The 13,344-nt window shown below is 30.9% G+C and carries 16 protein-coding genes and 1 tRNA gene; 6 read left to right on the forward strand and 11 right to left on the reverse strand.

Annotated features, from left to right (window positions below; translation table 11 throughout):
• Positions 1-145: 145 nt before the first annotated feature.
• Entirely contained in the window at positions 146-1,168 is a 1,023-nt protein-coding gene (locus tag AQ1689_RS03055; RefSeq protein WP_101915937.1) for a glutamine synthetase beta-grasp domain-containing protein, read from the forward strand.
• Between the two features lie 629 nt (positions 1,169-1,797).
• Here the strand turns inward: AQ1689_RS03055 and AQ1689_RS03060 are convergent.
• Positions 1,798-2,739, reverse strand: a complete 942-nt coding sequence (locus AQ1689_RS03060) for a calcium/sodium antiporter (protein ID WP_101955139.1) — start codon at positions 2,737-2,739, stop codon at positions 1,798-1,800.
• A 464-nt stretch (positions 2,740-3,203) separates the two neighbouring features.
• Between AQ1689_RS03060 and AQ1689_RS03065 the strand changes: the two genes are divergently transcribed.
• The 4 genes from AQ1689_RS03065 (at position 3,204) to AQ1689_RS03080 (ending at position 5,193) form a co-directional block, all read left to right on the forward strand.
• Positions 3,204-4,547, forward strand: coding sequence for an SPFH domain-containing protein (locus tag AQ1689_RS03065; protein ID WP_101955140.1), 1,344 nt, complete (start codon positions 3,204-3,206; stop codon positions 4,545-4,547).
• A gap of 96 nt (positions 4,548-4,643) precedes the next feature.
• Entirely contained in the window at positions 4,644-4,796 is a 153-nt protein-coding gene (locus tag AQ1689_RS03070) for a hypothetical protein (RefSeq protein ID WP_058885640.1), read from the forward strand.
• Positions 4,797-4,815: 19 nt separating this feature from the next.
• Positions 4,816-5,040, forward strand: a complete 225-nt coding sequence (locus AQ1689_RS03075) for a putative signal transducing protein (RefSeq protein WP_101955141.1) — start codon at positions 4,816-4,818, stop codon at positions 5,038-5,040.
• Between the two features lie 79 nt (positions 5,041-5,119).
• A tRNA-Arg gene (locus AQ1689_RS03080) sits at positions 5,120-5,193 on the forward strand.
• A gap of 49 nt (positions 5,194-5,242) precedes the next feature.
• Here AQ1689_RS03080 and AQ1689_RS03085 read toward each other — a convergent pair.
• The 9 genes from AQ1689_RS03085 to AQ1689_RS03125 form a co-directional block, all read right to left on the reverse strand.
• Complete coding sequence (locus AQ1689_RS03085; protein WP_101955142.1) at positions 5,243-5,719, reverse strand: hypothetical protein; 477 nt, start codon at positions 5,717-5,719, stop codon at positions 5,243-5,245.
• 324 nt (positions 5,720-6,043) lie between these two features.
• Positions 6,044-6,316, reverse strand: a complete 273-nt coding sequence (locus AQ1689_RS03090; protein WP_101955143.1) for a hypothetical protein — start codon at positions 6,314-6,316, stop codon at positions 6,044-6,046.
• A 1-nt stretch (position 6,317) separates the two neighbouring features.
• The gene (locus AQ1689_RS03095) at positions 6,318-6,593 is read right to left on the reverse strand and encodes an ATP-dependent Clp protease adaptor ClpS (protein WP_101955144.1); all 276 of its coding nucleotides are present in this window, start codon (positions 6,591-6,593) and stop codon (positions 6,318-6,320) included.
• A complete protein-coding gene (gene prmA, locus AQ1689_RS03100) occupies positions 6,594-7,433 on the reverse strand; it encodes a 50S ribosomal protein L11 methyltransferase (protein ID WP_101955145.1) in 840 nt (279 codons plus the stop codon). It abuts the gene before it with no gap.
• A gap of 19 nt (positions 7,434-7,452) precedes the next feature.
• A complete protein-coding gene (tpiA, locus tag AQ1689_RS03105; protein ID WP_101915931.1) occupies positions 7,453-8,211 on the reverse strand; it encodes a triose-phosphate isomerase in 759 nt (252 codons plus the stop codon).
• Positions 8,212-8,248: 37 nt separating this feature from the next.
• A complete protein-coding gene (locus AQ1689_RS03110; RefSeq protein WP_101955146.1) occupies positions 8,249-8,740 on the reverse strand; it encodes a TlpA family protein disulfide reductase in 492 nt (163 codons plus the stop codon).
• Between the two features lie 34 nt (positions 8,741-8,774).
• Positions 8,775-9,272 (reverse strand): TlpA family protein disulfide reductase, encoded by a 498-nt coding sequence (locus AQ1689_RS03115; RefSeq protein WP_101955147.1) that lies wholly within the window; start codon positions 9,270-9,272, stop codon positions 8,775-8,777.
• Between the two features lie 37 nt (positions 9,273-9,309).
• On the reverse strand, positions 9,310-9,804 hold the full coding sequence (locus tag AQ1689_RS03120) for a TlpA family protein disulfide reductase (protein ID WP_101955148.1): 495 nt from the start codon (positions 9,802-9,804) through the stop codon (positions 9,310-9,312).
• A 1-nt stretch (position 9,805) separates the two neighbouring features.
• Positions 9,806-10,882, reverse strand: coding sequence for an ABC transporter permease (locus tag AQ1689_RS03125; protein WP_058885658.1), 1,077 nt, complete (start codon positions 10,880-10,882; stop codon positions 9,806-9,808).
• Between the two features lie 63 nt (positions 10,883-10,945).
• Between AQ1689_RS03125 and pyrF the strand changes: the two genes are divergently transcribed.
• A complete protein-coding gene (gene pyrF, locus AQ1689_RS03130; protein WP_101955149.1) occupies positions 10,946-11,773 on the forward strand; it encodes an orotidine-5'-phosphate decarboxylase in 828 nt (275 codons plus the stop codon).
• A 92-nt stretch (positions 11,774-11,865) separates the two neighbouring features.
• Here the strand turns inward: pyrF and AQ1689_RS03135 are convergent, their stop codons facing one another.
• On the reverse strand, positions 11,866-13,335 hold the full coding sequence (locus AQ1689_RS03135; RefSeq protein WP_101955150.1) for a RagB/SusD family nutrient uptake outer membrane protein: 1,470 nt from the start codon (positions 13,333-13,335) through the stop codon (positions 11,866-11,868).
• Positions 13,336-13,344 lie beyond the last annotated feature (9 nt).

Raw genomic sequence — 13,344 nt, forward strand, 5'->3', positions numbered from 1 at the left:
CAAAATTAAAGAACACCCCCTAAAAAAACAGGGGTTGCACGGGTAAAAACTAATATTAAATATTTTACCCCTATAAATTTTAGCATATAATATAAATTATTTATTTTTGCTTTGAATTCAATTCTAAATAATAGATTCTAGTATCATGGCAAAAATTAAGTTAGAGTATATCTGGTTAGATGGTTACAAACCGACTCAAAACCTACGAAGTAAAACAAAGGTTGAAGAGCATGAAAATTTTCAAGGAACTTTAGAAGAGCTAAAAAATTGGTCTTTTGACGGGTCTTCTACAAAACAAGCTTCAGGAGGCGCTTCTGACTGTGTTTTAAAACCTGTTGCAATTTATCCTGATCCTGCTCGTGTTAACGGATATTTAGTAATGAATGAAGTAATGAATGCTGACGGAACTCCGCATGAATCTAACGCTCGTGCTACTATTAATGATGACAATAACGATTTCTGGTTCGGTTTTGAACAAGAATATTTTATTATGGACAACGCAACACAACTTCCTTTAGGATTTCCTGTTGGCGGATATCCAGGACCTCAAGGAATGTATTACTGTTCTGTAGGTGGTAGAAATACTCACGGTAGAGATTTTGTTGAAAAACATGCCGATTTATGTATTGATGCTGGTTTAAATTTTGAAGGAATTAACCAAGAAGTTGCTTCAGGGCAATGGGAATTTCAATTATTTGCAAAAGGTGCAAAAATAGCTGGTGATGAAATTTGGATCGCTCGTTATTTATTAGACAGATTAACAGAACAATATGGTTATTATATTGAATATCATCCAAAACCTGTAAAAGGAGATTGGAATGGTTCAGGAATGCACGCAAATTTCTCTAACACTACCTTAAGAACTTGTGGTTCAAAAGAAATTTACATGAAAGTATGTGAAGCTTTTAGACCTGTAACCAAAGAACATATTGACATTTACGGAGCTTACAACGACCAACGTTTAACAGGTTTACACGAAACTGCTTCAATTACCGATTTTAGTTACGGAATTTCTGACAGAGGTGCTTCAATTCGTATTCCTATTTTAACAGTTGACAACGATTGGAAAGGATATTTAGAAGACAGAAGACCTGCTTCAAACGGAGATCCTTACAAAATTGCTTCTAGAATTATACAAACAGTAAAGCCTGTTTGCGATAACTTATAATATATTTTCCATTACAACATACCAACAACAACAACAACAACAACAACAAAAGAGGCCTTTAAATTCGTTTAAAGGCTTTTTTGTGCGATATATTTTATAAGAAAAAGGATTATTTGAAGCTATTTCCCGCTTTACGCACTCGCTTTTTTTATTTTTCAAAAGAAAAAAATAAAAAAGAGCTCAAACAATTGCTTCAATCGGGGCTAGGGATTTTGCTAATTTTCATAATTTCAGAAATTAATTATAATTTTACTGCAAAAACTCATAAACAAGCAGTCAATTCGAGTGATTTTTTTCCTTCAAAAAAATGGTATCGAGAACTTTTTTATCTTCAAAATCAATATAAAACAATTCAAATTCTCGATACCATTTCAATTCCTTCTAGTCATTAAAATCAATCAAATTGATAAATACCATCAAAAAAAAGCTAAAAAATATAGCTAATTAAAATGCAAAAATGAATTTAGTTCTGTTTAACCGAATTCAATGTATTATTCTATGTTATAAAAGTATTTTTAAATAAAATTCAAACAGGCTATTAAACATAAACCTCACAGGTTTTAAAAACTTGTGAGGTTTGTTACTTTTATATAGTAGTTTTTCTAATAAAAACCCATACAACCAACTTATTAACTCAATTTTAAATATACAAAAACGGTGTAAGTAACTAATAATATAATTCCATGAACCCAATTTAAGCGTAATTTCTTTGGGAAAAATGCAAATAGCAACACGATAAACGAAATGGCAAGCATCCAATAAATATCATTATTTACCAAACTTAAAGCATCAGTACCTAATTTTATAGGTGTAATAATGGAAGTAATTCCTAAAACTGCCAATATATTAAAGACATTCGAACCAATTAAATTTCCTAAAGAAATAGCTTTCTCTTTTTTCAAAACTGCAATGATTGATGCCGCTAATTCTGGTACACTTGTTCCTACAGAAACCACGGTAACCCCAATAATAGCATCACTTACACCCATACTTTTTGCTAAGTTTGTAGCACCATCAATTAACCATTCCGAACCTAACCACAGGCAGAAACCACCAATACTTAAAAATAACACCACCTTATATAAAGGTAACTCTTCATCATCTTCAGGCATTTCATCGACTACCGCTGTTTTTTGAAAACGCAATAAATATACTAAAAACACCACCAACATACTAAATAAAATAATCCCTTCGTATTGCTCAATGGTATTATCAAAAGCGATAAAAAAATATAATAAACCTGAAGCCACCATCATTACAGGCCAATCGGTTTTATAAAAGTTTTTTTCTACTTCAATAGTTGATAAAATTAGCGTAATCCCTAAAACCAAGCCAATATTAGCAATATTAGAACCAATTACATTCCCTACTGCCAAGCCTGGAGCGCCGTTTAATGCCGATTTTACACTTACAATTAACTCTGGTGCTGAGGTTGCAAAAGAAACAACCGTCATTCCGATTACTACTTTTGGGATATTTAATTTTAACGATAATCCAACGGCTGCTTTTAAAAGCCAATTCCCTCCAAGAACTAATAATAACAATCCTAACGCTATATATACAATATCCATCGATTCTATTTTTTCTTGCAAATATAGAACTTTGACATCAAAATAAACAAGTGCTAAAAGGCTTAAAAAAAGAACAAACACCAAAAAACAAGCTTTGTAAACACCTGTTTTCCTTTATTTTCTTTAAAAGAATTATAAAACTCCAGTATTAAATTATCATTCAAAACATAAAAGTAAGTTTCTGCTTAAAAATAAGAACACAAAACAAGTAAACTCTCTTATAAATTAAAACCATTTACCACCTTTCAACTTCTTATTTAAATCCAAACGGATTAAATGCTAAATATCTTTTTGGAAGCGAGCTTTTCTTTACGCTATATTCATAAAAAATTAAGAATTATAAACCAATTAAAAAAACCAAACAAATGATTGCTATTACATTAAAACTAATTATTATCGCAATAAAAATTGCAACGATTATCGCTTTATTATCATAACCAACTCTTAAAACTAAACTATATTTTATGCTAACATTTATCGGAGTATTATTAATTATTACAGGGCTAACAACGATGTTATTAAGCTCAATTATTAAAAACAACAAAATTTTAACTTGGTTTACTTTTCAAAGAAGTATTCAATTAACAGCGCTTGGTGCTTTTATGAGCATTATTACAGGAATGTTTTTTTATGCAGATGCAGGTACTGCTTATGCGGTACAATACGTTTCTGGTGGCGATAAAATGATTACCACCCAAGGATTAAAATTAAAATGGTGGGGACGAATTATTCCTTTATCGTATGAAACCTCTATAAAAGATATTATTGTTAAAGAACAAAGTGAATTACCAAAAAGTGACCGAGGTATTTATAACCGAAAAGCACAAAAATGGGAATTTAGCGATGCTATTAAAGCTGAAATAAGCACTTCTGTAATTGTAGGTGTAAATATTAATGATGAAGCGGTTTTTTTAAACATGGCAGATAGAAACAGAAGCGAATCTAAATTAATTTACGGAAGAGTTTTACCAAATATTGATGCCGCTATAAAAAACACCTGTAAATTGATGGATGCACAAGATTATATTTCTGGACAGGCTTCTGATTTTGATAGGTATTTTAGAGATCAATTAGAAAACGGAATGTATCAAGTAGAGCAATATTACGAAGCTGAAAACAGCAATGAAGTTGTAGGCGATACAACCACTATTCGAAAAATAAAAATCGGAAAATCAAGTAAACAGAAAAAATTTAGAATAAAAAGGGCGAAAGATGGTACGATTACTAGAGATGATTCTAATTCATTAAAACAATATGGTTTAAAAATTTACCAAGCACAAGTAACAGGTATTGATTGGGAATCTTCTTTTGATGAGCGTTTAGATTTACAAAAAAATGAAGTTGCCCAAACACAGTTAGAAAAACAACAAGCCGAACGTGAATATTACAGAGCTAAAAAAGAGGTTGCTAAAGGAGAATCTGAAAAAGCAAAAGAAAGAGCAAGGTTAGAAAAAATCCAAATTCAACAAACAATTGAAGCTGAAACAGAAGCAAAAGTAGCTGGGTTTAACTTAATCAAAGAAAAAAAGCAATTTGAAGTTGAGCAATACAAAGCCAAAAGTAAAAAAGTAGCTGCCGAAGCGCAATATTATGAAAACGCTAAATTAGTTAGTGCTGGTTTAACCCCACAAGAAAAAGCAGAATGGGAATATAAAACAGCCGTTGGTGTTGCCCAGCAAATAAAAGACCTACAACTTCCTGCTACCTATATTGAAGGTGGAAATAGCGGAGGAAACGCAAACGGAAGCTTATTACAGTCATTAATTGGTGCTGACTTAGCCAAGAAAATGATGCAAAGTAAAAAATAAAATGACTTTTATTACTAAGGGCAACCTATCTGGCTTTATGTTACCCTTAGTAATACATTATTTTTCAGTATTTTTGATATAGAATCAAATATATCAATGAAAAAACAATCTTTTAAAGCTTTAGCAAAACTAAACAAACTACTACTACCCTCTTTTACAAAAAGAGCGTTAGATATTTCTACAGCTTCGAAATTTCAATTAGCTATTATTGGATGGCGAGCATTTATTACTATAAACTCATTAGATTAACATATTAAAACTTAAAATTATGAAAGAACACGTAAAAGCATACACAGGAACTTCAATTTTAGCAAACAGGCTTGCTTTTTTATTAGATGAGGCTAAAATTCCAAGTTTAGTTAAAGACACAAAAGAATCTGGAAGATTAGCAGGTTTTGGTGCTACAGGTGATTCTTGCGAATTATTCATTTATAAAGCTGATTTTCAATACGCTGAAAAAATAATAAATGATTTCAAAAAAGAATTAAATTAATTTTTGAAAAAAAAAGTAAAAAAAACTTGAATTTATTTTTTTTATCAATAAAACAGTTGTAGATTTGCACTCGCAATACGGCCACGTGGCGCAACTGAATAGCGCACTTGATTACGGCTCAAGAGGTTGCTGGTTTGAATCCAGCCGTGGTCACAAAAACACTAAGATTTATTTCTTAGTGTTTTTTTTTGCTTATTGCTTATTATTTCCCCACAGCTGCTGTTTTAATAAAAATTTTATAAAACCTACTGTTTTCGGTTAACTCGTACGCTGCTTGTTCAATTCGAATTTCTTTATACTCGGTATATTCACAGCAGCCCTTTGTTTTTCTTTGTGAATTTATATAGACCTCGAAAATATTTTTATCGGCTATTTGAATCGTATAATTAACAATTGCTGTTTTCCATCCAATAGAAGTCATTTCGATGATATTATAATTATTCTTATCGATAAAACGAAATTCAATAGGTTTTTTAGTAGTACTATTTAATATTCTAATATCTTTTGAGGTAAATTTTCCTGTGGTAAATAAATTTTCTCCTGTTAATTTATCAACTAATTCAAATTGAAACGGATCTGGCGGTGTAAAACAGTCTATATCTTCACATTCACTTATAATATTGCAAGATTGCATAAAAAGTAAAAAAGTAAATGTTAAAATTATACCTATCTTTTTCATCGTATTGTTTTTAGCTGTTTTTTATAGCAATAAATGTAACCTAATTTAAAAAAAACAATATTTCTATTACTTTATTTTTAAGTTAATAAATAAATCGACACAATAAAAAATAGAAAAGACCCTAAGCTTTCGCTTAAGGCCTTTTCATCTAACCAAACTTAGTATAAAAACTAACTACTACTATTTTAATACTCTTAAAAAATATTTATTTAAAATTCTTATTTCAATTATTTACAAATAATATACACTACTATGACACGCTTATTTTTTAAACGTCACATTAAACCAAAAAAAAAACTCAAAATAAGTTTTTTTTTGAGTTTTTTAATATAAATATTTCCTTAAAAATACACGGTGAGCAGGTATTGCTTTATCGTAATTTTCAACTAAAACCTCTAGTATTTCAGGGGGATTAACCCCTATTTCATTTTTTTCATTATATTTAGAAACATATAAATTATAGATTTCTTGATTTTTTTCAAAAATTAAAAAATGTTGCTCATTTAATATCGCATAACAAATTTCATTTCCTGAAAAAGCAGCTGATTCATCCTTGATAAAATCAGAAAATTCATAATACCTAAAAATATTTTCCATCTTAAATTATTTCTGCTGATAAACCTAATTGTAACAATTTAGCACATCTTGGTTCTAAATCTTTATACTCACCTGTTTTAACGGCGCATTTACCTTTGTAATGAACTAATACAGAACATTGCTCTGCTTGCTCTAATGTATGATCACAAACATCAACCAAGCTATCTATTACAAAATCGAACGAATTTACATCATCATTATGTAAAATAATTTCGTGCTTTTTTATTTCTTGAGTTAAAACGTCTAAATCTTCTTGTATTTTTTCTATCGTACTCATTTACGCTGTTTTTTGATACTGCAAAGCTACCCAATTATTTCTTTTGATTGTTTTTTGTAATGCTAAACCGTATTTTGAAACTTCGGCATCTATAATAGGAATATCTTCGCTATAAAAACCACTTAACAATAAAATACCTGATTTATTTAAGCATTTTGTATATATTTCCATGTCGCTTAATAAAATATTACGATTGATATTCGCTATAATAACATCGTATTTTTTATCCACTAAAAGCGATGAATCTCCTTCAAAAACTGAAATATGCTTGCGCCCATTTCTTTGCACATTTTCTACAGAATTTTCATAACACCAAGCATCAATATCAATGGCATCAATAGGATTTGCTCCTTTCATTTCAGCAAAAATTGCTAAAATCCCTGTTCCGCAGCCCATATCTAACACTTTTTTATTGGTTACATCTAAATCAATTAAATGCTGTACCATCATATGTGTTGTTTCATGATGCCCTGTACCAAAACTCATTTTTGGCTCAATAACAATGTCGTATTTTAAATGAGGATTTTCATGAAACGGCGCTCTGATACTTACCAAATCATCTACTTGAATTTGATTAAAATTCTTTTCCCATTCGGCATTCCAATTGGTTTGCTCAATTTCTTTATGATCAAAACGAATAGAAAAATCTTCCGATTTCAAAATAAAAAGATCTTCTAGCATGTTTTCTTTCCAGTCATTTTTCTGGATGTATGCCGTTACACCGTTATCAAGTTCGACAAAACTCTCAAAACCAACCTCACCTAATTCTGCTATTAAAATTTCAGTTGCCGGATCTTTAGGGCTTACTTCAAAATTATATTCTATATAAATATTATCCATTACTCTTGTTTATTCTTAATTATATTGCTTCAATAATTGTTACAAAATCAGCTGCTTTTAAAGCCGCTCCTCCAATTAATCCTCCGTCTACATCTTCTTTTGAAAAAATTTCTGCGGCATTTTCAGGCTTTACACTTCCACCGTATAAAATTGAAATATCGTTTGCAATTGCATCACCATATTGTTTTGCAATAGTTGCTCTTACAAAAGCGTGCATTTCTTGTGCTTGTTCTGCCGATGCTGTTTCACCAGTTCCTATTGCCCAAACAGGCTCGTAGGCTAAAATAATATTCGAAAAATCAGCTTTATTTAAATGAAACAAGCTATTTTTCAATTGATTTTCTACTACTTTAAAATGATTTTCAGCTTTTCTATCTTCTAAAACCTCTCCGAAACAAAAAATAATTTCTAAATTATTTTCAAGAGCTGCTGATACTTTTTTAGCTAAAATAGCCGCTGTTTCACCAAAATATTCTCTTCGTTCAGAATGTCCTAAAACAACTAAATTCAATCCTAAAGAAGTTAACATATCTGCAGATATTTCTCCCGTAAAAGCACCGCTTTTAGCAAAATACATATTTTGAGCTGCTACTTCAATTTTAGTTTTCTTTGCTTTTTTAACTGCCGTGTTTAAATTCACAAAACTAGGCGCTATAATTACTCTAGTATCATCTGATAATCCTGCTTTTATTCCCTTGTTTATTTGCTTGATTAACTTTTTAGTTTCATCAAGGTTTACATTCATTTTCCAGTTACCTGCAACGATCTTTTTTCTCAAAATTACACTCTAATTTATGTTCTTAATTTCTATTTTACTACTCTTTTAATGCGGCTGCCAACCTTGGGTCAAATGGCTCTGTTACATTTCCTAACGAAATAATACCGCGCTCATTAACCACCATATAACTTGGCACATCTTTAATCCCTAATCCTTTTGCATATCCGCCTTTAAGCGCTGCGGGTAAAAAATAATGATCTCCATCAATATTAAAAAAACGTGTTATTCCTTTTTTCCACTGTGCTACTGTTTTATCTATTGATAAAAAAACAAAAACAACCTCAGGGTTTTTAGCTTTTAATTCCTTTATTTTTGGTGTTCCTGACACACATTCGGCACACCAAGAAGCACATACTTCAAACATCACTTTTTTTCCTTTATATTTTGCCAGAATTTCTTTAAAAGTAATTGCTTTATCGTTGGTTGTTAAAAATTTCTCTTGTAAAATATTTTCTGAAAAAGCGGCTGGTTTTTCGGTATTACAAGATAAAAGTAATGCAATTACGAATAGGTAAATAAGTTTTTTCATGAGTTTTTTTTATTTTTTTTTCGCTAAAAATACGTTATTTTTTCACATTTTTAGCCATTAAAATTGCAGAAACTTTTGTTTGATTAAAAACAACAATTTTGCCCTGTTCGTCAATTAATAAATAACGAGGAATCCAACTTAATCCTAAAAATTTAGCAAAACTTCCTTCCCATCCTGATTGCATAAAATAATGCTGTCCTTTTATATTCAAGCGTTCAACACTTGAATGCCAATCTTCTAGTTTTCTATCTAGAGACAAATATAAAAAGACCATTTCAGGGTTTTCTTCTTGTGCTTTTTTAACCGCAGGTAAGTTTTCTAAACAATCTGTACACCAAGAAGCCCAAACATCTATCAATATTTTCTTTCCTTTATTTTTAGCTAAAACATCTTTAAATGGCACTTCTTCTTTAGTATTTATTGCTACAAAAACATCCGCCAAAGCTTCTTTTGAAAATTCGGTAGGGCTTTGAGTCGAACAACTAAGTAAGGCTAAACTTACGGCAAAAATAACGCCTATTTTTTTTATCATCTTTTTTATCATCTTTATTTGTTTTTTAAATGAATTTTTAATGTGTTTTATCTTTAACTTTTTTAGAAATACTCGACGCTTTAAAAACAGTGATTTTCCCTTTTTTATCAACAATTAAAAACCTCGGAATTGTTTTTAATTTTAAAAAATTAGCCAACGCCCCTTTTCCTTTTTTAGGAATGTAATAGTACGCGCCTTTTAACTTGTTATTTTTTTTAATATTTTCAAGCCCTCTTTTCCAATCAAAATAAGAATGATCTACCGATAAAAAAATATAATTTACCAATGGATTTTCGGCTTGAAACGCTATCACATCTTTAAAACTACGCTGACTAAAAGGGCAATAGGTTGCAAAAACTTGTATAAATTGGGCTTGTCCTCTATTTTTATCAAAAATTTCTTTTAGCGTAATCGAATCTCTGCTTGTAGTTACTAATTTTTCATTTAAAGCTTGTGCTGTAAAAACTTTAGGCTGAAAAACAGCACAACTTTGCAATACTAAAAATGCTATCAAACATAAAAAATAGTTCATATTAATTCAATTTAATTCGCGGATCTAACCAACTGTAAATAACATCTACCAATATATTAATACCTATAAATAAAGTTGCCACTACTAATACACTCCCCATAATTACAGGTAGATCAAGCGTATTTAAGGAGTTTACAATTTCTTTCCCTAAGCCGTTCCAATTAAAAATATACTCTACAAAAACCGCACCTGCTAACATCGAAGCAAACCATCCTGAAATTGCTGTTACCACCGGGTTTAACGAATTTTTTAAAGCGTGTTTTTTAAGCACTTGATACTTGGTTAATCCTTTTGCGTTTGCGGTTCGTATATAATCTTGATTTAAGGTTTCTAATAATGAGTTTCGCATTAATTGAATAACTACCGCCAACGGACGAACCCCTAAAACAATGGCTGGCAATAGTAAATTTTTCCATTGCATACGTATTTCTTCGCCAAAATCATCAACTTCATATAAACTTCCTGTCATTTCTAAACCCGTAAATTCATGCAGTACAAACCCGAAAAACCACGCGACTAAAATCGCCGAAAAAAAAGAAGGAACACTCATTCCTAAAGTACTTAATATAGCGATTATTTTATCAAAAAAAGTATCTTTATATAAAGCTGATAAAATTCCTAAAAATATTCCTAAAAATAATGCAATTGCAATGGCAAAAATAGCTAAAACAGCGGTGTTTGGTAAGGTTTCAGCAATTACTTCGGATACATTTTTACCGTTTTTTTGAAATGATTGCCGTAAATATGGGTATTTAAGCACCAAATTTACAGAACTTATGCCAATTATTTTTTGAAACGTATATTTTCCTTCGGATAAAAAAGTATAATCTTCCTCTTTATTACTGTGTAACGATAACGGCGAAACATCGTTTAAATAATATAAATATTGCGTAAAAATAGGTTTATCAAAACCGTATTTTTTTCTGATATTCTCAAGCTGTTCGGTATCTTCTCGTTGGTCTAACATCATTCTTGCTGGGTCGCCAGGCAATACGTTAAACAGAAAGAAAATTACCGTAACTACGCCAAAAAGTGTTAAAAATCCGTAGAAAAATTTATTGATTACATATTGAAACATATCTAACAAAGATAATGGAAAGTCTTAAAAAAGTGTACTTTTGCTTAACTTTTACAACAACACATGACTACACAAGAATTAGTTACGCAAATTAACAAAAAGAAATCGTTTTTATGCATCGGTTTAGATGTCGATTTAACTAAAATCCCTACCCATTTATTAAAAGAAGAAGACCCAATTTTTGCCTTCAATAAAGCAATTATCGACGCCACACATCATTTATGTGTTTCTTATAAGCCAAACACGGCTTTTTATGAAGCTTACGGTATAAAAGGTTGGAAATCTTTAGAAAAAACAATTAAATACCTCAACGAAAAACATCCTGAAATTTTTACCATTGCAGATGCCAAACGTGGCGATATTGGCAATACCTCAACCATGTATGCCAAAGCTTTTTTTGAAGATTTAGCCTTCGATTCGGTAACGGTTGCGCCTTATATGGGAAAAGATTCCGTAGAGCCTTTTTTAGCTTTTGATGATAAACACACCATTATGTTAGCGTTAACCTCTAACCAAGGAGCGTTTGATTTTCAAACAAAAATGGTAGGAGAAACAGACAGGAAAGAGGTTTACAAACAGGTTTTAGAAACCTCTAAAGACTGGAAAAATTCAGAAAACTTAATGTACGTTGTTGGGGCTACCAAAGCCGAATATTTTACAGAAATACGTAAAATTGTACCTGATAGTTTTTTATTAGTTCCAGGAGTTGGAGCGCAAGGTGGTAATTTACAAGATGTTTGCAAATACGGAATGACTAAAAACGTTGGTTTATTAATTAATTCATCTAGAGGAATTATTTATGCTTCGGATAAAGAAGATTTTGCAGAGGCTGCTGCTAAAAATGCTGAAGTTTTACAAGAACAGATGAAGGATATTTTAAATACTTTATAAAAATATTTGACACAAATAGCTTACTATTTGAATTCAAAACAAAAAAAGCACTCAATAAATTGAGTGCTTTTTCGTTTTATAGTATAAACCTATTAGTTTATAAAAGGATTGTTTTGAATTTCAGATTGTGGAATTTCAAAAGTTAATCTCTCATCGTTATAAGGAATTTCTTTTCCTACTAAACTTAAGTGATTATCACCTCTTTTAATAGTTGCCTTATTACGTTTCATTGCTAAGTAACTTTTCCCTTCACCCCAAAGCTCTACACGAGTCTGGAAATAAATTTCATCTAAAAGAGCTTTTCCTGATAAAGCATCAATATAAGAAGCATCTGGCATTCTTTTACTAACGATAGCTTTTAATCTGTCTTTAGCTAAAGTTTCGTTTCCTGTTTTTGCTGCCATCTCTGCACTTAATAAATAGATTTCACTAATTCTCATGAAAACATAATCAGTAGTTACTACTTGCTGACCTCCAATTTCTTTATCTTGGTGATAAAATTTATTGTTAGGTATTAAGTGATTTGAAGTTCCTTTATTATCGTTAAACTGTGTTTTACGAATATCGGTAGCATCAATTGCATCATATAAATCTTGGTCAATTGATTTTTTATCACCTGCCCATTGGTAGCTATAGGTATAAACATCCATTTGCCCCCACCAAGATACTAAACCGAAGTTCATATCTGTAGTAAGATCGGCACCCCAGATCCATCCGTTAATATTTACATCGTCAAAACCTCCAACAACTTCATCTTTAGACATTACTTTAAAACTTCCAGTGTTTACCACTTCGTTCAATAATGCTAACGATTTTGCATTTGATTCCGTAGTGTTCATTGCTCCGTAAACGTATGCTAATAAACCTTTAGCTACTTCGCTATTTACTTGATTTTTAGTTCCTCTTACAAAACCGTTTAATAAAGTAATTGACGATTCTAAATCGCTAATCATTTGCTCGTATACTTCTTTAGTAGTGCTTTGTGCTACGTTTGGCGTTTTAGGGTTTGTATAAATAGGTAAAACCTTCGTGCTAGGGTTGTACTCTTTCATATAGAATTGACTTAAATAAAAGTACGCATAAGCTCTTAATGCTTTTGCTTGCCCAAGCGCATATTTAGCTTCTACAGTTTCTTGCGCATCACCTAAACCGTTAATAATTAAATTAGCTCCTCTTACAATTCTGTAGTAATATCTCCAAGGCCTGTAATTTGTCAATCTTGTATAGTCAACCGTATCTTCTAAAGTTGTAAGACTTCTATAATACCCGTACGAACTTAATGATAAAGCCATATCTCCAGATAACATATCACTATAGATATCATATCCTTTTTGACCAAAATCATCATCGTTTGTAGTTCCACCTGTTTCAGGGTTAATCATTGTAGAATAAACACCTCTAAGGGTACCATCTAATACATCAGGATTAAGACTACCTGAAAGATTGTAATCTTCTACGTTAATAAATCCTGTAGGTGATTTTTCTAAGAAATCATTACCACATCCAACAGATATCGTTAAGATAGCTACTGCTGCAATAGATTTTAATATTGTTTTTTTCATCTTTTTTAA

Origin of the sequence: Tenacibaculum finnmarkense, from assembly GCF_900239185.1 — a bacterium.
Classification (GTDB): Bacteria; Bacteroidota; Bacteroidia; order Flavobacteriales; family Flavobacteriaceae; genus Polaribacter; species Polaribacter finnmarkensis.

What these genes read in the sequence shown, in the direction of transcription:
- AQ1689_RS03055 (WP_101915937.1), top strand. Translation starts at nt 146, where the DNA reads ATGGCAAAAATTAAGTTAGAGTATATCTGGTTAGATGGTTACAAACCG.
- AQ1689_RS03070 (WP_058885640.1), top strand. Translation starts at nt 4,644, where the DNA reads ATGAAAAAACAATCTTTTAAAGCTTTAGCAAAACTAAACAAACTACTA.
- AQ1689_RS03125 (WP_058885658.1), bottom strand. Translation starts at nt 10,882, where the DNA reads ATGTTTCAATATGTAATCAATAAATTTTTCTACGGATTTTTAACACTT.
- AQ1689_RS03090 (WP_101955143.1), bottom strand. Translation starts at nt 6,316, where the DNA reads ATGGAAAATATTTTTAGGTATTATGAATTTTCTGATTTTATCAAGGAT.
- AQ1689_RS03060 (WP_101955139.1), bottom strand. Translation starts at nt 2,739, where the DNA reads ATGGATATTGTATATATAGCGTTAGGATTGTTATTATTAGTTCTTGGA.
- pyrF (WP_101955149.1), top strand. Translation starts at nt 10,946, where the DNA reads ATGACTACACAAGAATTAGTTACGCAAATTAACAAAAAGAAATCGTTT.
- AQ1689_RS03085 (WP_101955142.1), bottom strand. Translation starts at nt 5,719, where the DNA reads ATGAAAAAGATAGGTATAATTTTAACATTTACTTTTTTACTTTTTATG.
- AQ1689_RS03110 (WP_101955146.1), bottom strand. Translation starts at nt 8,740, where the DNA reads ATGAAAAAACTTATTTACCTATTCGTAATTGCATTACTTTTATCTTGT.
- AQ1689_RS03120 (WP_101955148.1), bottom strand. Translation starts at nt 9,804, where the DNA reads ATGAACTATTTTTTATGTTTGATAGCATTTTTAGTATTGCAAAGTTGT.
- AQ1689_RS03095 (WP_101955144.1), bottom strand. Translation starts at nt 6,593, where the DNA reads ATGAGTACGATAGAAAAAATACAAGAAGATTTAGACGTTTTAACTCAA.
- AQ1689_RS03115 (WP_101955147.1), bottom strand. Translation starts at nt 9,272, where the DNA reads ATGATAAAAAAAATAGGCGTTATTTTTGCCGTAAGTTTAGCCTTACTT.
- AQ1689_RS03135 (WP_101955150.1), bottom strand. Translation starts at nt 13,335, where the DNA reads ATGAAAAAAACAATATTAAAATCTATTGCAGCAGTAGCTATCTTAACG.
- AQ1689_RS03075 (WP_101955141.1), top strand. Translation starts at nt 4,816, where the DNA reads ATGAAAGAACACGTAAAAGCATACACAGGAACTTCAATTTTAGCAAAC.
- AQ1689_RS03065 (WP_101955140.1), top strand. Translation starts at nt 3,204, where the DNA reads ATGCTAACATTTATCGGAGTATTATTAATTATTACAGGGCTAACAACG.
- prmA (WP_101955145.1), bottom strand. Translation starts at nt 7,433, where the DNA reads ATGGATAATATTTATATAGAATATAATTTTGAAGTAAGCCCTAAAGAT.